The sequence below is a fragment of the Glycomyces arizonensis DSM 44726 genome (assembly GCF_000482705.1).
In the GTDB taxonomy this organism is placed as follows: Bacteria; Actinomycetota; Actinomycetes; order Mycobacteriales; family Micromonosporaceae; genus Glycomyces; species Glycomyces arizonensis.
This window is the reverse complement of record NZ_AXWO01000018.1, coordinates 1-21,615: the sequence shown is the minus strand read 5'-3', so window position 1 is coordinate 21,615 and position 21,615 is coordinate 1. Positions and strand designations below refer to the sequence as shown.

Genomic DNA, 21,615 nt, shown 5'->3' with positions numbered 1-21,615 from the left:
ATGCCAGCTGTCGGAACACTACAAAACCTGCCCGCTTTATACCTATTTCCATGGGCCATGGTCTTCGACGGGCCCCCGGTCTCGGATACCCGGCCATTACACTGCGGAGCGTGCGCAAGGTATTGATCGCCAACCGCGGCGAGATCGCAGTGAGAGTCATCCGGGCCTGCCGGGACGCCGGGTTCGCGTCCGTCGCCGTCTACGCCGACGGCGACCGCGATGCTCCCCACACCCTCCTCGCCGACGAGGCGTTCGCCCTCGACGGCGTCACCGCAGCCGACACGTACCTGCGTATCGACAAGCTGATCCGGATCGCCGAGCGCTCAGAGGCCGACGCCGTCCACCCCGGCTACGGCTTCCTCTCGGAGAACGCCGACTTCGCCCAGGCCGTCATCGACGCCGGGATCACCTGGATCGGCCCCACCCCGCAGTCCATTCGCGACCTCGGCGACAAGGTCACCGCCCGCCACCTCGCGATGCGCGCCGACGTGCCGCTCGTGCCCGGCACCAAGGAGCCGGTCAAGGACGCCGAGGAGATCACCGCCTTCGCCGACGAGCACGGGCTGCCGGTGGCGATCAAGGCCGCCTTCGGCGGCGGCGGGCGCGGCTTGAAGGTGGCCCGGGAGCGCGAGGAGATCCCCGCGCTGTTCGAGTCGGCCGTCCGCGAGGCCGAGGCCGCGTTCGGGCGCGGCGAGTGCTTCGTCGAGCGCTACCTCGACCGGCCCCGCCACGTCGAGGCCCAAGTCCTGGCCGACACGCACGGGAACGTCATCGTCGTCGGCACCCGCGACTGCTCGCTCCAGCGGCGCCACCAGAAGCTCGTCGAGGAGGCGCCCGCGCCGTTTCTGAACGACGAGCAGCGCGCCACGATCCACAGCGCCGCCAAGGCGATCTGCAAGGCGTCCGACTACCACGGGGCCGGCACCGTCGAGTTCCTCGTCGGCACCGACGGCACCATCTCCTTCCTCGAGGTGAACACCCGCCTCCAGGTCGAGCACCCCGTCTCCGAGGAGACCTCCGGGATCGACCTGGTGCGCGAGCAGTTCCGCATCGCCTCCGGCGAGGCCCTCGACCGCACCGAGGACCCCGAGCCGCGCGGCCACTCCATCGAGTTCCGCATCAACGGCGAGGACCCCGGTCGCGGCTTCCTGCCCGCCCCCGGCACCGTCACCGCCATCAAGCTGCCGTCCGGGCCGGGCGTCCGGGTGGACACCGGCATCGAGGACGGCACCGTCATCGACGGGAACTTCGACTCGCTGCTGGCCAAGGTCGTCATCACCGGCGCCACCCGCGAGGAGGCCCTGCAGCGCTCGCGGCGCGCGCTGGCCGAGATGGAGGTCGAGGGGCTGGCCACGGTCCTGCCCTTCCACCGGGCCGTCGTCGCCGATCCCGCCTTCGCCGAGGACTTCACGGTCCACACGAGGTGGATCGAGACCGAGTGGGACAACACGCTCGCCCCCTTCGACGCCACCGCCGAGGTCGGCGAGGCCGAGGACCGCACCAGCCTCGTCGTCGAGGTCGGCGGCAAGCGCCTCGAGGTGTCGATCCCCGCAGGGCTGCTGAGCCCGGCCGCCTCGGCCAAGCCGCGCAAGCGCGGCCCGAAGAAGAAGTCCGACGCCGGTCCGGCCGTCGGCGGGGACAACCTGCCCTCGCCGATGCAGGGCACGATCGTCAAGGTCGCCGTGTCCGACGGCCAGAGCGTCGTCAAGGGCGACACCATCGTGGTCCTGGAGGCCATGAAGATGGAGCAGCCGATCGAGGCGCACAAGTCCGGCACCGTGTCGGGCCTGGAAGTGGCCATCGGCGACGTCGTCTCGGCCGGCGCGCCGATCTGTCAGATCACGGACTTACGCCTCCTCCCCTCCCGAGGGACAATAGAGTCGCTGTGCGTAGCACCACAACCACTGCGGTGCCTGGCCGAAACCGGTTAGAGTGCCCGGCGGTGCATCCACGCGCCGTACACCACCTAGGGGGCCAGCACCATGCGCTTCATCGACGACCAGCCCGGACACGACCTCACCTACTCGGACGTCTTCATGGTCCCGGGCCGGTCGGCGGTCGCCTCGCGCCTCGACGTGGACCTGGCGACCGCCGACGGCACCGGCAACACCGTCCCGATCATCGCGGCGAACATGACCGCCGTGTCGGGGCGCCGCATGGCCGAGACGCTGGCCCGCCGCGGCGGGATCGCCGTCATCCCGCAGGACATCCCGGTCGATGTCGTCGCCGACGTCATCGCCAAGGTCAAGTCCCGCCCGCTCGACTGCGACACCGCATTGACGCTGCCGCCGACCGCGACCGTCGCCGAGGCGCTCGCGCTGTTCCCCAAGCGGGCGCACGGCGCGGTCATCGTCGTCGGTGCCGAGGGCAGGCCGCTCGGCGTGGTCACCGAGGCCGACTGCCGCGGCGTCGACCGGTTCACGCAGCTCGAGCAGGTCGCCTCCGACCGCCTCGTCACGCTGCCGCAGGGCATCACCGACGCCGAGGCCTTCCAGATCCTGGAGGAGGCCAACGTCAAGCTCGCGCCGGTCCTCGACGACACCGGGCGCCTCCACGGGGTGCTCACCAAGCCGGGGGCGCTGCGCAACACGCTGTACAAGCCGAACACCGACGCTTCTGGGCGGCTGCGCGTCGCGGTCGCCATCGGCATCAACGGCGACGTCACCGGCAAGGCCACCGCGCTGGTCGAGGCCGGGGCGGACCTCATCGTGGTCGACACCGCGCACGGCCACCAGGAGCGGATGCTCGACGCGCTCAAGCTGGCGCGCAAGGCCGCGCCGGACGTGCCGATCGCGGCCGGGAACGTGGTCACCGCCGAAGGGGCGACGGACCTGATCGACGCGGGCGCCGACATCGTGAAGGTGGGCGTGGGCCCGGGCGCGATGTGCACGACCCGGATGATGACCGGCGTGGGCCGCCCGCAGTTCTCGGCAGTGCTGGAGTGCGCGGCGACGGCGCGGCGGTTCGGCAGGCACGCGTGGGCCGACGGCGGCGTGCGGCACCCGCGGGACGTGGCGCTGGCGCTGGCGGCGGGCGCCTCGAACGTCATGATCGGCTCGTGGTTCGCCGGGACGCACGAGTCGCCCGGCGACATGCACTACGACGCGGACGGCAAGCCGTACAAGGACAGCTTCGGGATGGCCTCGGCGCGCGCGGTGAAGGCGCGCAGCGCGACGGACTCGGGGTTCGAGCAGGCCCGCAAGGCGCTGTTCGAGGAGGGCATCTCGAGCGGCCGGATGTACCTGGACCCGAGGCGCCCTGGCGTGGAGGACCTGCTCGACTCGATCGTGGCCGGGGTCCGCTCGGCGGCGACGTACGCGGGGGCGACGAACCTGTCCGAGTTCCACGAGCGCGCCGCGGTCGGCGTACAGTCGGCGGCGGGCTACACCGAGGGCGCGCCGGTGCCGAGCGGCTGGTGACGTCCCAATCCACCTATACCTTATAGCCTATAATCATCTTATGGGCTATAGGCTCGCCTCGCTCAGGTGCGGGCGTCGCGGGCGAGGAGGGCCGCCTGGACGCGGTTGTCGCATTCGAGCTTGGCCAGGATGCGGCTGACGTAGGTCTTCACCGTGGCCTCGCTCATGTGCGCGCGGCGCGCGATCTCGGCGTTCGGCATCCCTTCGGCGAGCAACTCCAAGACTTCCCTTTCGCGTGCGGCCAGGCGCGAGAGCCGCTGGACGGCGTCGCGGCGCCTCGGCACGGCGGCGGGCCGCACCAAGTGGAGCAGTTGCCTTGTGACGGCCGGGGACAGGTAGGCCTCGCCGTCGTGGACGGCGCGGACGGCGCGGATGAGCTCCTCGGGCGCGCAGGTCTTCAGCAAGAACCCCGCCGCGCCGCTCTGGACGGCAGCGAGCACGTTGTCCTGGTCGCCGAAGGAGGTGAGGATCAGCGCGCGGGTGGCGCCAAGGCGTTCGAGGACGTCGAGGCCGCCGAGCCCGGGCATATTGAGGTCGAGCAGCGCCACGTCGACGCCGTCGGCCGCGGAAAGCGCATCGCGTCCGTTGTGGGCGGTCGCCGCCACGGTGATGTCGCCGGCCGATTCGAGGACAGTGCGGATGCCCTCGACGACGAGCGGCTCGTCGTCGGCCACCAGGACACGGATCACGGCTGGGCCCCCGAGACCACGCTCACCGGCAGGAGCGCGATCAGCACGGCGATCGTGACGGCCCCGGCCAGTGCCACGCCGCGCAGCCGCCTCGGCGCGGTCACCGGCAGCATGGCGCTCAGCTGGAACCGCCCGTCCGCGGCGCGGACGTCGAGGAGGCCGCCTGCCGCCTCGACGCGCTCGCGCAGACCGGTCAGTCCGAAGCCTCCGGACGGGCCTCCCTCGCCGCCGACAGGGTTGGACACAGGGTTTGCAACACAGACGAGCAGCGCGTCGTCCTCCCAGGTGATCGCGACCTTCACCGGTCGTCCCCCGGCGTGCTTGGCCGCGTTGGCGAGCCCCTCCTCGACGACGCCGTAGGCCGCCCGGTCAGCCATGGGCGGCAGCGCGATCGGCGTTCCGGTCTGGACCAGTTCGACCTCGGCCCCGGCCCGCTCGGCGTCGGCGACGAGCGCGGCGACGCCGGTCAGATCGTGTTCGGCGCCGGGCGACCCGTCTCTGAGGACGCCGACCAGGTCGTGCAGGTCGTCGACCGCGGCCCGGACGGCGTCGCCGACACGGCGCGCCGCCGCCTTCGTCTCGTCGTCCGCGGTGACTTCGAGGGCTCCCGCCTGGACGGCGGCGAGGCCGAGCCTGCGGCCGAGGCTGTCGTGCATGTCGCGGGCGATGCGGAGCCGTTCGCGCTGGACCGCGGCCTCGCGTTCGCGCGCGGTGCGCCGGTACAGCTGCCACAGCGCGATGCCGACCGCCAGCCAGACGAGGAGGGTAGTCATACGGCTCAGCGTACGGGTCCTCTTTCGTCGCACCGGCCCGCGACGTTCGGCGACTATCGCCGGGGCCGCGGCCTTCCTACGGTGGCAGCGTGATCGAAATACACGAGCTGACGAAGCGGTACCGCCAGAAGGCGGCGGTGGACGGCCTGTCGTTCACGGTCGAACCGGGCCGCGTGACCGGCTTCCTGGGCCCCAACGGCGCGGGCAAGTCCACGACCATCCGCATGGCCCTGGGGCTGGACCGGCCGACGAGCGGCAGGGCCCTGATCGACGGGAGGCCGTACGCCGAGCTGGAGCGCCCGCTGACGCGGGTGGGCGCGCTCTTGGAGGCCGATGCGGTGCATCCGTCCCGCAGCGCCTTCAATCATCTGCTGTGGCTGGCGAAGACGAACGGCCTGCCGACCTCGCGGGTCCGCGAGGTCCTCGACGAGACCGGTCTGGCCGACGTCGCCGGGAAGACCGCGCGCACGTTCTCCCTCGGCATGCGCCAGCGCCTCGGTGTGGCGGCGGCGCTGCTGGGCGATCCGGACGTGCTCATCCTCGACGAGCCGGTGAACGGGCTCGACCCCGAAGGGGTGATCTGGATCAGGAACCTGGTCAAGCGCCTCGCGGCCGAGGGCCGCACGGTGCTCGTCTCGAGCCACCTCATGGCTGAGATGGCGCTGACGGCCGAGCACCTGGTGGTGATCGGCCGGGGGCGCCTGCTGGCGGACACGTCCACTGAGGAATTCATCGCCGCGAACAGCGGCTCGACACTGGAGGAGGCGTTCATGCGCCTGACGGGCGCTTCGGTCGAGTTCCAAGGCGGTGGGGGCCGATGAGCGCGCTGGGATCGGCGATCGCCGCCGAATGGGTGAAGGTCCGCTCGGTTCGATCCACAGTGATCACACTGGGCCTGTTCGCGGCCGTCGCGCTCGGGCTGAGCTGGATGGTCGCCAGGGCGTTCGATCCCGGCGGCCCGGCGGACGATGCGATCCTCCCGGTCTCCTTCGGACTCCTCACCGGGCAGCTCGTGCTCGTCACCTTCGCGGTCGCGACCGTGGGCTCGGAGTTCTCGACGGGCACGATCCGGGCCTCGCTGGCGGCCGTGCCCTCGCGCGGCAGGCTGTTCGCCGCGAAGATGACGGCGGTGGGCCTGACCGTCGGGGCCGCGGCGCTCATCGTGGAGTCGGCGGTGTTCGCGCTGGTCCGGTTCACGATCGGCGACGGGGCCGCGCCGCTGACCGAATGGTGGACGATCGAGGTGCTGCTGGGCGGCTGGATCCACCTCACCCTGCTGAGCGTGTTCACGGCGGCCGTCGCGGTCATGGTGCGCAGCACGGTGATCGCGCTGTCGGTCCTGCTGCCGATCCTGTTCCTGTCCTCGCAGGGCCTGGGGAACGTCGAGGCGATCAAACCGGTGGCGCAGTATCTGCCCGACCAGGTCGGGATGGTCATCATGCACATGACGGTGCCGGGCGACCCGCAGTTCGGTCGCGACTACAGCGCTTGGGGCGGGATCGGGATCCTGGTGCTGTGGACGGCGGCGGCACTGGCGGCGGCCTGGTGGTCGATGCGCCGCAGAGACGCTTGAACGCAGCCTGAAATCCTATAGGATATAGCCTACAGGATTTCAGGCTATAAGATATAGCCATAAGACATGATATATGTATGAGTTATAGGCTATAGGGTCGGTGGTGCCAGTCCGGTCCGTGCAAATGCGGATCAGTACCACGCACACGGTGATGCCGAGCATGGTCCCGGTGCGGGTCCGCGCGAGCTGGGGCGGAGCGTCCAGCCGCGCTCTCATTCGGCGGTGCCCGGTCCGCGCTTGTGCGGACCGGGCACCGCCGCCGTGTTCAGTACTCCATGAGCTGGCGCGCGGCCTCGGCGATCGAGCCCGACAGCGACGGGTAGATCGTCAAAGTGCGGGCCAGCTGCTCCACGGTGAGGCGCTGTTCGACGGCCAGCGCGATCGGGGTGATGAGCTCAGAGGCCCGAGAGGCGACGACGACGCCCCCGGCGACGATTCCCGAGGAGTTCCACGCGAACAGCTTCACGAACCCGTCGGTGCGGTCGACCATCTTCGCGCGCGGGTTGGACGACAGCGGCAGCAGCACGGCCCGGCAGTCGACCTTGCCCGCGTCGACCTCGGACTGGCTGACGCCCACGGACGCCAGCTCGGGGTCGGTGAACACGTTCGCCGCGACGTTGGCGAGTTTGAGCGGCCGCACGGCCTCCCCGAGGGCGTGCCAGATCGCGATGCGGCCCTGCATGGCCGCGACCGAGGCGAGGGCGTGGACGCCGGTGACGTCGCCCGCGGCGTAGACGCCGGGGACGTTGGTGCGCGAGACCTTGTCGACGGGGATGAAGCCGCGCTCGTTGACGTCGACGCCGTAGGCGTGGAGGCCGAGGTCGTCGGAGTTGGGGATGGAGCCGACGCAGATGAGGGCGTGGCTGCCGTCGACGACGGTGCCGTCCTCGAGCTCGACCTCGACGCCGGTGGCGGTGCGGCGCGCCGCCGCGGCCCGCGAGTGGTTGCGGATGTCCATGCCGCGCTTCTCGAAGACCTTGCCGACGGTCTCGGCCGCGTCGGCGTCCTCGTGCGGCATGACGCGGTCCCGCGAGGAGATGAGCGTGACCTGCGAGCCCATCGCGAGGTAGGCGGAGGCGAACTCGGCGCCGGTGACGCCGGAACCGACGACGATGAGGTGCTCGGGCAGCTCATCGAGGTCGTAGAGCTGGCGCCAGGAGAGGATCCGCTCGCCGTCGGTCGGCGCCGAGGTCAGCGTGCGGGGCGTGGCCCCGGTGCAGATGAGGACGATGTCGCAGTCCGTGTCGTACGGCTCGCCTTCGAGCGGCGTGACGCGCAGCTCGTGCACGTAGTTGTGCCGGTTGTCCAGGCGCAGCGCGCCGCGGCCGTAGACGATCTCGACGCCGGCGGCGGCGACCTTCTGGGCGATGTCGGCGGACTGCTGGGTGGCCAGGCGCCTGACGCGGCCGTTGACGGCCTTGGCGTCGATCGTCGTGTCGACGGCGCCGACGCCCATCGGGGTGCTCTCGTGGATCTCGGTGAGGACGTTGGAGGCGGCGATGAAGGTCTTGGACGGCACGCAGTCGGAGAGGACGCAGGCGCCTCCGGCGCCGGTCGATTCGATGAGGGTGACGTCGGCGCCGAGTTGGGCCGCCACGAGGGCGGCCTCATATCCGGCCGGACCGCCGCCGATGATCGCTACTCGTGCCACGGTTGCGCCTTTCGGTGTCGGGGATGCTGCTGTTCGGGCAGGTTCCAGGGTATCTTCGAGTCGTGCATCTCTATGCCGCGTACGGCTCGAATCTAGACCCCGCCCGCATGCGGGCGACATGCCCGCGTTCGCCGCTGGTGGGGACGGGCTGGCTCGAGGGCTGGCGCCTGACGTTCGCCGGGGCCGACCTGGGCTGGGAGTCCGCGGTGGCCACGGTCGTGGAGGCCCCCGGGGAGCGCGTGTTCGTCGCGCTCTACGACCTGGACCCGGCCGACCGCGCGGTCCTCGACGAGCTCGAGGGCCTCAACTCCGGGCTGTATCGCAAGATGCACCTCCAGGCGGCGACGCTGGAGGCGAACCGCCCGGTGTGGCTGTACGTCTTCGAGGGCTTCGAGGGCGGCCTGCCGAGCCAGTGGTACCTGGACGAGATCATGCGCGCGGCCGAGGCCGCGGGGGCGCCGCAGGACTACGTGGCGGCGCTGCGCAAGCGCCCGACCGCCGAATAAGACGCGAGACGGCGGCGGGGAGGCGATCCTCCCCGCCGCCGTCGCTGCTCGAAGTGCCGTTCAGAGCGCCGGACTGGCGGCCGCGGCGAGCGCGGTGTGGGCCATGACGCGCACACCGTGGCCGAGCGCGGCCTCGTCGATGTCGAAGTTGCCCTGGTGGATGTCGCACGCGACGCCGGGGCGGCCGACGCCGAGGCGGGCCATCGCGCCGGGCACCTGCTCGAGGTAGTAGGCGAAGTCCTCGCCGCCCATCGACATGGGGGCCTCGGCGACGGCTTGGTCCCCGAGGGCGGCGGCGGTGGCGCCGGCGAACATCGCCGAGGCGAGCCGGTCGTTCACCACCGGCGGGACACCCCGCCGGTACTCGATCTCGCATTCGACGCCCGCCGAGCGGGCGACCGAGCGGGTGACCTCCTGGACGAGGTCGGGGATCATCTGCCACGTCTCCCGGCCCTGCATGCGGATGGTGGCGCGCGCGAGGGCCTCTTCGGGGATCGCGTTGGCGGCCTCGCCGGCCTGGACGGCGCCGAAGACGATCGCGACGGCGTGCCTGGGGTCGATGCGGCGGCCGACCAGCGCGGGCATGTCGACGATGACGCGGCCCATCGCGTTGATGAGGTCGGTGGTCAGGTGCGGCCGGGAGGTGTGCCCGCCGCGGCCCCGCATGCGGATCTCCATGACGTCGCAGGCGGCGGTGAGGGGGCCGTTGCGCACGCCGACCTGCCCGGCGAGGAACTGCGGATCGCAGTGGAAGGCGAAGATCGCCGCGACGTCGGTGAGCGCGCCGTGCTTGATCATGGTGGGCGCGCCGGACGGGAACTGCTCCTCGGACGGCTGGAAGACCAGCCGGAACCGGCCGGGGAGCTCCCCGCGGGCCGACAGCTCGGCGAGGACGCGGCCGACGCCGATGAGGATCGCCGTGTGGGCGTCGTGGCCGCACGCGTGGCAGACGCCGTCGACGGTCGAGCGGTACGGGACGTCCTTCGGGTCCTGGATCGGCAGGGCGTCCATGTCCGCCCGGATCGCGATGACCCGGTCGCCGTCGCCGATGTCGCAGGTCAGGCCGGTGCCGTCGGGGATGGGCTGCGGCTTGAGCCCGGCGGCGACGAGCTGCTCGGCGACGTAGTCGGCGGTGTCCTGCTCGCCGCGGGACAGGCGCGGGTTGGCGTGGATGTGGCGGCGGTCGGCGACGAGGTCGTCGAAGTGGGCTTCCAGCCAGGAGTCGAGGAATCGGGGCAGTGATGTGGGCATGATGGGAGGCTCCGGTGCGGTGGGATCGGGTGTGATGCCGATCGAGGGCAGCGCAGCGGGCACCAGGAGGCGGGGCTCGGACGCCTTCGCACCGGACAGGTGGGCCTCATTGGATTTGGTTGCTGTTCCCATTTCGACGACATTCTCCGCAGTGAGCGTGTACATTCCTTCGCGCCTCTCAATTCGCATCAGTGAATCAGCGCCAAAGGAGACCGATCGGGCAAGCTTAAACCCGATCGCTCTCCGTCGCGGCGGACGTCCGGTTGAGCTACGCCTCCGCAGTGATCCGCATCGGCGGGCCACACCGCTCGCCGCGAAATCGAAACATATTGGCACTCAGCGTGATCAATGACCGCGCGCATGGTGGCGCAACAGCTGCTGACCGTACGTCCGAGGACCCCGTTGTGGTGCATAACGCTTTCCGACACCAAAAGTTACGGCCCTGATCCGACTTTTCAATGACCCGCCGCGCGATTCGTCCCCTCGCGGCGCGTTCGCGCCCAGTATTCCCGGAGTTCGCAATGGCGGCATCAGACAGTTTGTGCGCTTCCGCCATTCGGTGACAATGGGGCTACAAACTGTCGGCGGGGACGTATCGGCCCCATTCCTCCGCCAGTGTTCCGCATACCTCACCCACCGTGGCGCCCGCGGCGAGCGCGGCCTTCAGCGGGTAGAGGACGTTGTCGGTGCCGCGGGCCGCGGCGAGCAGCCCGGCCAGGGCCGCCTCGACGGCCGCGGTGTCGCGGGCGCCGCGGCGCTCGCGAAGCCGCTCGATCTGGGCGGCCTCGACCGCCGGATCGACTCTGAGCGGCTTATAGGGGGCGTCGTCGCCGCCCGCGGTATAGGCGTTGACGCCGACGACGACCTGCTCACCGGCGTCGATGCGCTTGGCCGTCTCGTAGGCGCTGCGCTCGATCTCGCCCTTCTGGAACCCGGCCTCGATCGCGGCCGTCACCGAGCCGTGCGCGAACACCGCGTCGATGAGGCCCTCGGCCTCGGCCTCGATCCGGTCGGTGAGCGATTCGACCGCGTACGAGCCGGCGAACGGGTCGACGGTCTCGCACAGGTCGGTCTCGGCGGCGATGACCTGCTGGGTGCGCAGCGCGAGCCGGGCGGAGGCGTCGGTGGGCAGGGCGATGGCCTCGTCGTAGGCGTTGGTGTGCAGCGACTGCGTGCCGCCCATGACGGCGGCGAGGGCCTGGACGGTCACGCGGGCCATGTTGACCTCGGGCTGCTGGGCGGTGAGCTCGACGCCGGCGGTCTGGGTGTGGAAGCGGAGCTTGAGCGAGCGCGGGTCGGCCGCGCCGAAGCGCTCGCGCATGATGCGGGCCCACAGCCTGCGGGCGGCGCGGAACTTGGCCACCTCGGTGAGGATCGCCGAGCGGGCCACGAAGAAGAACGACAGCCGCGGCGCGAACGCGTCGACGTCGAGCCCGGCCGCCAGCGCGCAGTTCACGTACTCGATGCCGTCGGCGAGGGTGAACGCGAGCTCCTGCGCGGGCGTGGCGCCGGCCTCGGCCATGTGGTAGCCGGAGATCGAGATCGTGTTCCACCGCGGCAGCTCGGCGGCGCAGTACGCGAACGTGTCGCTGACCAGGCGCAGGCTGGGCGCGGGCGGGAAGATGTAGGTGCCGCGCGCGATGTACTCCTTGAGGATGTCGTTCTGGATCGTGCCGCGCAGCTCGGCGGGGTCGGCGCCCTGCTCCTCGGCGACGAGCTGGTAGAGCAGCAGCAGGACCGCGGCGGGGGCGTTGATGGTCATCGAGGTGGAGACCTCGGCGAGCGGAATCTGGTCGAACAGGGTCCGCATGTCGTCGATCGAGTCGACGGCGACGCCGACCTTGCCGACCTCACCGGCCGCCTCGGGGGCGTCGGAGTCGTAGCCCATCTGCGTGGGCAAGTCGAAGGCGACGCTGAGCCCGGTGGTGCCGTGGGCGAGGAGGTCCCGGTAGCGCCGGTTGGACTCGGCGGCCGTGGCGAACCCGGCGTACTGGCGCATCGTCCAGGGCCGGGAGGTGTACATGGTGGGGTGGATGCCGCGCGTGTACGGGAACGCCCCGGGGTCTCCGAGCCGTTCGGGCAGGTCTGCGGCGAGGTCTTCGGGGCCGTACACGGGTCGGATCTCGACTCCGCCTCGGCCTTGCGTGGGCGGCTGCATCTCCAAGATCCTAGTGGTTCGGCGTCCGCTCCGGGAGGGTCGATCGCGTGAACACCTCGGGTGTGACCAGAACCCGGCATGCGGAGCGTGGCGCGGACACGGCAAACTAGTGAAGAGCCCTCGCGAGGAGTTGCCGAATGGCGTATTCAGCAGACTACGGACGCGGCGGTCCCAGTGCCTGGCAGGACCCCCGCTCCGGGCGCGTGCCGCCCAGGCAGCGATCTACCGATGCCGCTGGGCCCTATGAGGATTCATCATACGGGTCGCCGCCGTCGGGTTCGCACGATGCCCGCGGCGGGCGGTTCGGCGACTCGTCCTCCTACAACCAGGGCCCCTACGGCGGGTCCTCGGGCGCCTACCGGCAGCAGCCGTACGGCGGCGACAGCGGCAGCTACGGCAATTACGGGCAGAGCTTCGCCGTCGGCGGCGGCGGCGAGGACGACTACGGCCGCCAGGCCCAGTCGTCGTTCGGCTACAACACCCCCGGCTCGGCGGGCCACCACGCCGGCCCCGGCGACATGGTCGGCGACCGGTACCGGCTCGTCGACCTCGTCGGCAAGGGCGGCAACGGCTCGGTGTGGCGCGCCGACGACACCGTGCTGCGGCGCGAGGTGGCGCTCAAGGAGGTGTTCCTGCCGCCCGACCTGCCGCCGGGCGAGCGCGTCCAGCTCATCGACCGGTCCAGGCGCGAGGCGCAGATCGCCGCGGGGCTGTCCCATCCGTCGGTCATCCGCGTCTTCGACGTCGTCGAGCACGCCGGGCTGCCGTGGATCGTCATGGAGCTGCTCCAGGCGCGCAGCCTCGCCGACATCCTCACCGCCGACGGGCCGCTGCCGCCGCGCGTCGCCGCCAAGATCGGCCTGGCGCTGGTCGGGGCGCTCCAGGCCGCGCACGAGGCGGGGATCATCCACCGCGACGTCAAGCCCGGCAACGTCCTCATCTCCGTCGACGGCCGCTGCGTCCTGTCCGACTTCGGTGCGGCCCAGATGAACCAGGTCTCCGGCGGCACCACTCCCGGCAAGGTCCTCGGCTCGGCCCACTACATCGCGCCCGAGCGCGCCGTGGGGCACCCGGCCGAGCCGGCCAGCGACGTCTTCAGCCTCGGCGTCACGCTGTACGCGGCCGTGGAGGGGCGGCCGCCGTTCGACCGCGGCGACGCGGTCGCGACGATGCGCGCCGTCGTCCAGGACCCGCCCGAGAGCCCCCGGGGCGCGGGGCCGCTCACGCCGCTGCTGGGCGGGATGCTCGCCAAGGAGCCGCACCAGCGGCACACCCTCGAGCAGGTCCGAGGCGAGCTCGCCGAGCTGCTCTCCGGGCCGCTGGCGGGCAACACCGGCCCCATACCCGCCGGGAGCGCTCCGACGCGCGCCGCCGAGCCCTCCGGCTCGTTCCGGCAGGCGACCCCGCCGCCGCGCTCGCGCCCCCGCACGCGCGAGCCCGAGGAGGCCCCCGAGCCGGCCGGCATCGGAAGGAAACTCGCGATCGCGGCAGTGTGCCTCGTCGTCGTCCTCGGCCTGGGCTACGTGGTGTACCGGTGGCAGTTCGACGGCGGTGGCGGTGGCGGTGGGGCCGAAGACCCCGCGCCGACCGCCTCGGAGGGCCCCGCCGAGACCGCCTCCCCCGCCGAAGGCGATGGCGGCGAAGAAGAGGACACTGGCCCGAGCTTCGAGACCGCGACCCACGAAGGCGACGGCTTCAGCGTCGACTACCCGTCCGCCTGGGGTGAGGGGCTCGCGCAGGACGACTTCGTCACCTACTACAACACCGAGGACGACACCCAGTGGGTGCGGTTCTACTCCGGGTCCGACCGCGGCGCGGGCGACCCCCAGGGCTACCTCGCCGACTTCTACGAGAACGACCTCGGCACCGACACCACCGACCTCGAGCAGATCCGGCTCGAAGGCGTCGAGTTCGGTGGGATGAGCGGCGCCGTCATCGAATACACCGGCACCGATATCGCCTCGGGGGCCGAGCGGCACTCCATCTGGGCCATCGTGGACGCCGGCGACGGGACCGCCTACGGCGTGTTCATCGCCGGGCCCGCCGAGTCCTGGGAGCTATCACAGCAGGTCTACGACGAGGCGCTGCGGTCGTTCCAGACCGGGTGATGCCACACCGTGCGCAACAGGCGCCTCCGGGGCACCGGGTGTGCGAGGATTTCGGCATGGAGTCCTCGCAGACACGAGAAGCGACCGGCGGCCTCGACGCGCTGCGCGCCGAGGCGCTCACCTGGATCACCGACGACCCCGACAAGGACGACCGCGACGAGCTCTACCGGCTGCTCGACGCGCTGCCGCAGTCAGAGGCCGAACTGGCCGACCGCTTCGCGGGACGGCTCCGGTTCGGCACGGCCGGGCTGCGCGGCCCGCTGCGGGCGGGCCCGAACGGCATGAACCGGGCCGTGGTACGCGCCGCCGCCGCCGGGCTGGTGCGCTGGCTCGACGCGAAGGGCGCGAGCGGCCCGGTCGTCATCGGCTACGACGCGCGGCACCGCAGCCGCGAGTTCGCCGCCGAGACCGCCCGCGTCGTCACCGGCTCGGGCCGCCGCGCGCTGGTCATGCCGGGGCCGCTGCCCACGCCGGTGACCGCGTTCGCGGTGACCGCGCTCGACGGCGCCGCCGCGGTGCAGGTGACCGCGAGCCACAATCCGCCGCAGGACAACGGGTACAAGGTCTACCTCGGGCGCGAACTGGGCGGCGAGCTCGGCGCGGGCGCGCAGATCGTGCCGCCGGCCGACACCGAGATCGAGGCCTCGATCGCCGCGCTCGGGCCGCTCTCGGAGATCCCGCTCGGCGACGACGGCGAGGTCCTCGACGAAGGGATCGTCGAGCGGTACCTGGCCGCGGTCGCGTCCGTGGTCGACCCCGACGACCCCAAGCGCCTCGCCGCGGTCGCCACGCCGATGCACGGCGTGGGCGGGCGGACGCTCGTAAGAGCGATGGAGCGCGCCGGTTTCCGGGCGCCGGTGCTCGTGCCCGAGCAGGCCGAGCCCGACCCCGACTTCCCGACCGTGGCGTTCCCGAACCCCGAGGAGCCCGGCGCGATCGACCTGCTCAAGGCCCTTGCGGCCGAAGAGGGCGCGGACGTGGCGGTGGCGCTCGACCCGGACGCCGACCGCTGCTCGGTGGCCGTGCCGACCGGCGACGGGACGTGGCGCCAACTGACGGGCAACGAGGTGGGCGTGCTGCTGGCCGACCACTGGATGCGCAAGGGCCACAACGGGACGTACGCGACGACGATCGTCTCCACCACGCAGCTGAAGGCCATGTGCGAGGCCCGCGGCTTCGGCTACGAGGAGACCCTGACGGGCTTCAAGTGGCTCGCGAGGGCCGGTTCGGACCTGGCGTTCGCGTTCGAGGAGGCCCTGGGCTACTGCGTGGCGCCGCAGTTCCTGCGCGACAAGGACGGCATCTCGGCGGCCCTGGTGGTCTCGGAGATCGCCGCCGGGCAGGCCGCGAAGCTCGCGACGCTGGCCGACCGCCTGGACGAGCTGGCCGAGGAGTTCGGCGTCTACGAGACCGGGCAGCTCTCACTGCGCGTGGAGGACCTCGCCGAGATCGACGCGTGCATGAAGCACCTGCGCTCGCACCGGCCCGACGAGCTGCTGGACGAGCCGGTGACCGAGTGGACCGACCGCCTCCCCGACGCCGACGTGGTCACGGTCAGGACGGCGAACCTCCGCGTGGTGGCCCGCCCGAGCGGCACGGAACCGAAGCTGAAGGCCTACCTGGAAGTCCGCGAGGAGGCCGGGGACGACCTGGAGGCGGCGAGAGAACGCGCCAGAGCGGCCCTGGCGGCCCTGCGAGCCGAAGTGGCGGGCCTGCTGGGAGTCCAGCACTAACCGGCACTAGCCACCACCAGCACGAGAGGGCCGGGCGCTGACGCGCCCGGCCCTCTCCTTTACGTGAATGTGACTACTCGCATACTTTGCCGATTTGCCATCACTTTTCCTCACGCCAACGAGTTAGACGCGGTGTCAACCGATCACGACCGATGGCAAAGGAGGCCGTGTGACCCGTGACGGAGTGACCGGCCAGCATGAGGGCATTCTCGATGTCGCCCGTTTCGATCCCGCTTACGTCGTGCAGTTGCTGCGACTGGCCGGGATGGCATATGATCCGGCGCAGCTGTGCTCGGCCGGAGGCGTGTCCGAGAACGCCAACCGGAGGGTCCCGTTCGAGCGGCGCATCGACTTCGTGGCTCGGCTCGTCCTGCCGGAAGGTCCGCTGATCGTCCCGGTGGAGGCGCACCGGCGGAACAAGCAGAACCCGGCCAAGCTCATCGAACGGGTGCGGCCAAGGTGGGCCGCCGACTTCGGCGTGCTCTACGAGATGCACCGGTGCCCGGTGATCCTGCTGGTGATCAGCGACTGCGACGAGGTGGCGGCCGAGGCCCGCAAACCGATCGACCTAGGCCCCGGCTCCACGGTCCGTCCGGTGTCGGTCGGCCCCTCGCAGGTGCGGCCCATCACCGACCCCGACGATCCGGCGGCCGACGCGGGATCGGTCATGCTTTCGGCCCTCCTCCATGGGAGCGGCCCGAACCGCGAAGCGGTGCTGACGACACTCAACGATTTCCTGTCTAGAATCAAAGAGGAGGAAGCGAGCCGCCGACTCTATGCCGTCTTGAAGGCGTTGCAGGGCGAGCCCGCGAAAATCTTGGAGACGATCATGGCGAAGACCCCGTACAAGTACCACTCGGTCTGGGCTGACAGCCTCCGCGATGAGGGCCGCGAAGAAGGCGAGCTCGTGGAGGCGCGCGAAGCGGTCCTCGACATCCTGGCGGCCCGCTCGCTGGAGCCAACCGCCGAACAGCGTGAACTGGTCAAGACCTGCACCGACCATGACCGGCTCCGCTCCTGGCGCCGGACGGCCATCGTCGCAGCCTCCAGCGATGAAGTCTTCGGCTAGTCGGAGGATTCGGCTGGCGGCGCTTCGTCGCGGCGACAATAGTGGGGCCACGGGCGACGGAGCTGCCTCCTCGGCTGAGGAGGCCGCGCCGAGTCGTTTTCGGCGGTCTCGAAGGCGAGTTGGTTTACGACAACGGCGATTTCGACATCGATCCCGATATTCAGGAGATGTTTTACGGCGCGCGGTGAGGACCTGCCCCGGGGCAGGCTCAGCGGTGGCAACGAGTTCGAGCGAAGAAGGCCGGGCGCTGGCGCGCCCGGCCTTCTTCGCTCGGTTCTCAGAAGCGGCGGTAGGCGCCGAATTGGCGGTCCCCCGCGTCGCCGAGGCCCGGGACGATGTAGGCGCGGTCGTTCAGGCCCGGGTCGACCGCCGCGGTGGTCATGCGCAGTCCCAGGCCCGCCCCGCGCAGCTTCTCGATGCCCTCGGGGGCGGCGAGCACGCAGACCAGGGTGATGTCGGTGCAGCCGCGGGAGGCGATCATCTCGCAGCAGCGCAGGAGCGAGCCGCCGGTGGCGACCATCGGGTCGAGGACGATCACGTGCCGCTCGGACAGGTCGTCGGGCAGGGACTCCATGTAGGCGTACGGCTCGTGGGTCTCCTCGTCTCGGGCGAGCCCGACGAAGCCCATCGAGGCGTCGGGGATCATCGCCAGCGCCGCGTCGGCCATGCCGAGCCCGGCGCGCAGCACCGGCACCAGCACCGGCGGGTTGGCGAGCTTGTAGCCCTTGGCGGGCGCCACCGGGGTGCGGATCCCGTACTCGGCGACGGCCACGTCGCGGGTGGCCTCGTAGACGAGGATGCTGGTGAGCTCGTGCAGTGCGGCTCTGAACCGCGGGGAGTCGGACCGCTCGTCGCGCATGGCGGTGAGCCTCTCGGCGGCGAGCGGGTGTTCGACGATCTGTACATCCACGGTTCCCAACCTTAACGGCCGGGCCTTGACGAGCACTGTTGCGAGCTAATGTGAGCTGGTCGGCACACGAAGGCGACGCGAATCGCGAGAACGGATATCATGGGGCTATGAATCATGGGGTCATGGGATCTATTCTGAACGGCGCCGAGGCCGTCGCGCTCGCGCGCTCACTGCCGGGCGTGGACGCCGTCGGCCTCGAAGCGCGCGCGGCGGGCCTGGGCACCCGCTCGATCAAGAAGGCGTCGAAGGCGCACGCGATCGACCTGGCCATCGGCATGATCGACCTCACCACGCTCGAAGGCGCCGACACCCCCGGCAAGGTCCGCACGCTGTGCGCCAAGGCCGTCCGCCCCGACACCGGCGCCCCGTCGGTCGCGGCGGTGTGCGTCTACCCGGCGATGGCCGCCGTGGCGGTCGAGGCCCTCAAGGGCTCGGGCGTCAAGGTCGCCTCCGTGGCGACCGGCTTCCCCGCCGGGCAGGTCCCGCTCGACGTCAGGCTCGCCGACACCGAGGCGGCCGTGGCCGCGGGCGCCGACGAGATCGACATGGTCATCAACCGCGGCGCGTTCCTCGCCGGGGACCTCGAACGCGTCTTCGACGAGATCCGCGCCGTCAAGGCCGCCTGCGGCGAGGCCCGCCTCAAGGTCATCCTGGAGACCGGCGAGCTGGTCACCTACGACAACGTCCGCCGCGCCTCGCACCTGGCGATGCACGCCGGAGCCGACTTCATCAAGACCTCCACCGGCAAGGTCGGCGGCGGCGCCACCCTGCCGGTCACGCTGCTGATGATGCAGGCCGTGCGCGACTTCCGGGCCGCCACGGGCGTCCAGGTCGGCGTCAAGCCGGCCGGCGGCATCCGCACCACCAAGGACGCGATCAAGTACCTGGTGTGCGTCAACGAGGTCCTCGGCGACGACTGGCTCTCGCCGCACTGGTTCCGCTTCGGCGCCTCCAGTCTGCTCAACGACCTGCTCATGCAGCGCCAGAAGCTCACGACCGGGCACTACTCCGGTCCCGACTATGTGACGGTGGATTGACGATGTTCGAGTACGCGCCGGCGCCGGAGTCGGTCCGGCCCGAGATCCGGGAGCACTACGGGCTGTTCATCGACGGGAAGTTCGTCGACGCCGAGGACGGATCGACGTTCAAGTCGATCAACCCGTCCAATGAGGAAGTGCTGTTCACCGTCGCCGAGGCGGGCGAGGCCGACGTGGCGGCCGCCGTGGCCGCGGCCCGCCGCGCCCACGAGACCGTGTGGGGCCGCATGGGCGGCGCCGAGCGCGGCAAGTACCTGTTCCGCATCGCCCGGCTCCTCCAGGAGCGCGCACGCGAGTTCGCGGCGGCCGAGTCGATCGACAACGGCAAGCCGATCAAGGAGACCCGCGACTTCGACATCCCGACCGCGGCGCAGCACTTCTTCTACCACGCCGGGTGGGCCGACAAGCTCGACTACGCGGGACTCGGCCCCGACCCGCGGCCGCTCGGCGTCGTCGGGCAGGTCATCCCCTGGAACTTCCCGCTGCTCATGCTCTCGTGGAAGATCGCCCCGGCGCTCGCCTGCGGCAACACGGTGGTGCTGAAGCCGGCCGAGACCACGCCGCTGACGGCGCTCATGTTCGCCGAGCTGTGCCAGGAGGCCGACCTGCCGCCGGGCGTGGTGAACATCCTGCCCGGTGCGGGAGCCACCGGCGAGGCGCTCGTCCACAGCCCTGTGGACAAGGTCGCCTTCACCGGCTCGACGGCCGTGGGCCGCTCCATCGCGAAGGCCGTCGCCGGGTCGAAGAAGAAGCTCACCCTCGAACTGGGCGGCAAGGCCGCCAACATCGTCTACGACGACGCGCCCGTCGACCAGGCCGTCGAGGGCATCGTCAACGGCATCTTCTTCAACCAGGGGCACGTGTGCTGCGCCGGTTCGCGCCTGCTGGTGCAGGAATCGATCGCCGACGACGTCTTGGCGCGCCTGAAGGAGCGCGTGGCGACACTGCGCGTGGGGGACCCGCTCGACAAGAACACCGACATCGGCGCCATCAACTCCGCCGAGCAGCTGACGCGCATCGAAGCGCTCACCGAGACCGGCGCGGCCGACGGCGCCGAGGCATGGCAGCCCGAGTGCGAGCTTCCCGAGCGGGGCTTCTGGTTCCGGCCAACGGTGTTCACCGGTGTGCAACAGTCGATGCGCATCGCCCGGGAGGAGATCTTCGGGCCGGTGCTGTCGGTGCTGACGTTCCGCACGCCCGACGAGGCGATCGCCAAGGCCAACAACACGCCGTACGGACTGTCGGCCGGGGTGTGGACCGAGCAGGGCTCGAAGATACTGTGGACGGCCGAGCGGCTGCGCGCGGGCGTGGTGTGGGCCAACACGTTCAACCAGTTCGACGCCGCGAGCCCGTTCGGCGGCGTGAAGGAGTCCGGTTACGGCCGCGAGGGCGGCCGCCAGGGGCTGGAGGCCTACCTCGATGTCTGAGCAGAGCAAGCCGAAGCGCGGCGGAGCGAAGAACGCCGCCCCCGCCCGACTGCGAGTCAAGAAGACTTACAAGCTGTACGTGGGCGGGAAGTTCCCGCGTTCGGAATCCGGGAGGAGCTACGCCGTGACCGGTCCGGACGGCGCCGAGCTGGCGAACGCCGCGCTCGCCAGCCGCAAGGACGCCCGCGACGCGGTGAGTGCCGCGCGCAAGGCGCAGCGGCCGTGGGCGGGTCAGACCGCGTACCTGCGGGGGCAGATCCTCTACCGGGCAGCAGAGATGCTCGAAGGCAGGGCGGGGCAGTTCGCCGAGGAGCTGTCGGAGGCCACGGGCGCCGAGCCGCACGAAGCACTGGGCACTGTGGAGGCGGCGATCGACGCTCTGGTGCACTACGCGGGGTGGACCGACAAGGTCGCCTCGGTGCTGGGCGGGGCGAACCCGGTGGCGGGGCCGTTCTTCAACCACACCAAGCCCGAGCCGCTCGGCGTCGTGGCCGTATTCGCGCCGCAGGACGACCCGCTGCTGGGCCTGGTCGAAGCGGTGGCTCCGGCGATCGCGACGGGGAACACGGTTGTGGCCGTGGCGAGCGAGGAGAAGCCGCTCCCGGCGATGAGCTTCGCGGAGGTCCTGGCGACCTCGGATCTGCCTGGGGGCGTGGTGAACCTGCTGAGCGGAAAGGTCGCCGAGATAGCGCCGCACTTGGCGGCCCACGCAGACGTGAACGGCATAGACCTGGGCGGCGTCGAAGACGAGGCACTGGCGGCCGACTTGGAGGCCGCGGCGGCGGAGACGCTCAAGGTCGTGCGGCGCCCCGGCAAGAGTGGGTCTTCGTTGGACCTGGTGCGCCAGTGGGTGGAGTACAAGACGGTATGGCACCCGGCAGGAATGGCCGCGGCGGCGGGCGGCGGCTACTGAGCACTGCCGTACGCCCTGAGGAAGAGGAAGAGGACGGCGCCTGGGGAGCCCGGCAATGGCCGCGCGTTCGCGGGCGGGGTTGGTCGTGTGCGTGGTTGCGGTGCGCTGCGGCAGCGACAAAGACGGGAGTGATCGTTTCGGTCCCTCTCCGGCGGTGGAGTCTCTTTTGGTACGGCTTCAAGCGGGCGGCGACAAAGACGAGGCCTCCTCCCCGGGCCCCTCTCCGGCACCGAGGTTCACCTGTTCCCTTGTGGAGTGATTGTGTGTGGTGGCCTGTTTCCTTGGGAGGGTGGGGGTTCGGTCCCGAAACATGAAACCTTTCGCATCCTTCGGGTGATGACGGACCGGCCCTGGCCTGGGATCATTGGTGTATAGCACGAAGGAGCCAAACCGGAAGG

At 70.9% G+C, this 21,615-nt stretch carries 15 protein-coding genes and 2 pseudogenes; 11 read left to right on the top strand and 6 right to left on the bottom strand.

Going from position 1 to position 21,615, the window contains the following annotated elements:
• Window positions 1-110: 110 nt before the first annotated feature.
• Together H613_RS26460 and H613_RS0113595 are read left to right on the top strand one after the other, a co-directional pair.
• Window positions 111-1,841, top strand: a pseudogene (locus H613_RS26460) (acetyl/propionyl/methylcrotonyl-CoA carboxylase subunit alpha); the annotation flags it as partial.
• Between the two features lie 141 nt (window positions 1,842-1,982).
• Window positions 1,983-3,419: a GuaB1 family IMP dehydrogenase-related protein gene (locus tag H613_RS0113595; protein WP_026924239.1), complete on the top strand. Its 1,437-nt coding sequence runs from the start codon at window positions 1,983-1,985 to the stop codon at window positions 3,417-3,419.
• Window positions 3,420-3,481: 62 nt separating this feature from the next.
• On the opposite strand, the gene H613_RS0113590 is transcribed toward H613_RS0113595, so the two are convergent.
• Together H613_RS0113590 and H613_RS0113585 are read right to left on the bottom strand one after the other, a co-directional pair.
• Window positions 3,482-4,108: a response regulator gene (locus H613_RS0113590; RefSeq protein ID WP_026924238.1), complete on the bottom strand. Its 627-nt coding sequence runs from the start codon at window positions 4,106-4,108 to the stop codon at window positions 3,482-3,484.
• Complete coding sequence (locus tag H613_RS0113585; protein WP_026924237.1) at window positions 4,105-4,881, bottom strand: sensor histidine kinase; 777 nt, start codon at window positions 4,879-4,881, stop codon at window positions 4,105-4,107. Before H613_RS0113585 ends, H613_RS0113590 begins: the two co-directional genes overlap by 4 nt.
• 89 nt (window positions 4,882-4,970) lie before the next feature.
• On the opposite strand from H613_RS0113585, the pseudogene H613_RS0113580 reads away from it, so the two are divergent.
• Both H613_RS0113580 and H613_RS0113575 read left to right on the top strand, forming a co-directional pair.
• Window positions 4,971-5,633, top strand: a pseudogene (locus H613_RS0113580) (ABC transporter ATP-binding protein); the annotation flags it as partial.
• Between the two features lie 65 nt (window positions 5,634-5,698).
• Entirely contained in the window at window positions 5,699-6,454 is a 756-nt protein-coding gene (locus H613_RS0113575; RefSeq protein ID WP_026924235.1) for an ABC transporter permease, read from the top strand.
• Window positions 6,455-6,719: 265 nt separating this feature from the next.
• Here the strand turns inward: H613_RS0113575 and H613_RS0113570 are convergent, their stop codons facing one another.
• Entirely contained in the window at window positions 6,720-8,225 is a 1,506-nt protein-coding gene (locus tag H613_RS0113570) for an NAD(P)H-quinone dehydrogenase (RefSeq protein WP_084546607.1), read from the bottom strand.
• On the opposite strand from H613_RS0113570, the gene H613_RS0113565 reads away from it, so the two are divergent.
• Complete coding sequence (locus tag H613_RS0113565) at window positions 8,168-8,611, top strand: gamma-glutamylcyclotransferase family protein (protein ID WP_026924233.1); 444 nt, start codon at window positions 8,168-8,170, stop codon at window positions 8,609-8,611. The genes H613_RS0113570 and H613_RS0113565 overlap by 58 nt on opposite strands.
• 60 nt (window positions 8,612-8,671) lie before the next feature.
• Here the strand turns inward: H613_RS0113565 and H613_RS0113560 are convergent, their stop codons facing one another.
• Together H613_RS0113560 and H613_RS0113555 are read right to left on the bottom strand one after the other, a co-directional pair.
• Entirely contained in the window at window positions 8,672-9,862 is a 1,191-nt protein-coding gene (locus H613_RS0113560) for an amidohydrolase (protein WP_051393342.1), read from the bottom strand.
• 571 nt (window positions 9,863-10,433) lie between these two features.
• Window positions 10,434-12,020 carry an acyl-CoA mutase large subunit family protein gene (locus H613_RS0113555; protein ID WP_026924231.1) on the bottom strand — a complete coding sequence of 529 codons (1,587 nt, stop codon included), beginning with the start codon at window positions 12,018-12,020 and terminating at the stop codon, window positions 10,434-10,436.
• A gap of 137 nt (window positions 12,021-12,157) precedes the next feature.
• Between H613_RS0113555 and H613_RS31435 the strand changes: the two genes are divergently transcribed.
• The 3 genes from H613_RS31435 (at window position 12,158) to H613_RS0113540 (ending at window position 16,930) form a co-directional block, all read left to right on the top strand.
• Window positions 12,158-14,128 (top strand): serine/threonine-protein kinase, encoded by a 1,971-nt coding sequence (locus H613_RS31435; protein ID WP_211234818.1) that lies wholly within the window; start codon window positions 12,158-12,160, stop codon window positions 14,126-14,128.
• A 56-nt stretch (window positions 14,129-14,184) separates the two neighbouring features.
• A complete protein-coding gene (locus tag H613_RS0113545; protein ID WP_051393327.1) occupies window positions 14,185-15,861 on the top strand; it encodes a phospho-sugar mutase in 1,677 nt (558 codons plus the stop codon).
• A gap of 184 nt (window positions 15,862-16,045) precedes the next feature.
• Window positions 16,046-16,930 (top strand): hypothetical protein, encoded by an 885-nt coding sequence (locus tag H613_RS0113540; RefSeq protein WP_026924229.1) that lies wholly within the window; start codon window positions 16,046-16,048, stop codon window positions 16,928-16,930.
• Between the two features lie 277 nt (window positions 16,931-17,207).
• Here H613_RS0113540 and upp read toward each other — a convergent pair whose 3' ends face one another.
• A complete protein-coding gene (upp, locus tag H613_RS0113535; protein ID WP_026924228.1) occupies window positions 17,208-17,840 on the bottom strand; it encodes a uracil phosphoribosyltransferase in 633 nt (210 codons plus the stop codon).
• Between the two features lie 122 nt (window positions 17,841-17,962).
• On the opposite strand from upp, the gene deoC reads away from it, so the two are divergent.
• Genes deoC through H613_RS0113520 form a run of 3 tightly spaced genes read left to right on the top strand, consistent with a single transcriptional unit; the run spans window position 17,963 to window position 21,217 of the window.
• Window positions 17,963-18,877, top strand: coding sequence for a deoxyribose-phosphate aldolase (gene deoC, locus H613_RS0113530; RefSeq protein ID WP_026924227.1), 915 nt, complete (start codon window positions 17,963-17,965; stop codon window positions 18,875-18,877).
• A gap of 2 nt (window positions 18,878-18,879) precedes the next feature.
• Window positions 18,880-20,304: an aldehyde dehydrogenase family protein gene (locus H613_RS0113525; RefSeq protein ID WP_026924226.1), complete on the top strand. Its 1,425-nt coding sequence runs from the start codon at window positions 18,880-18,882 to the stop codon at window positions 20,302-20,304.
• Window positions 20,297-21,217 (top strand): aldehyde dehydrogenase family protein, encoded by a 921-nt coding sequence (locus H613_RS0113520; protein ID WP_026924225.1) that lies wholly within the window; start codon window positions 20,297-20,299, stop codon window positions 21,215-21,217. Before H613_RS0113525 ends, H613_RS0113520 begins: the two co-directional genes overlap by 8 nt.
• Window positions 21,218-21,615 lie beyond the last annotated feature (398 nt).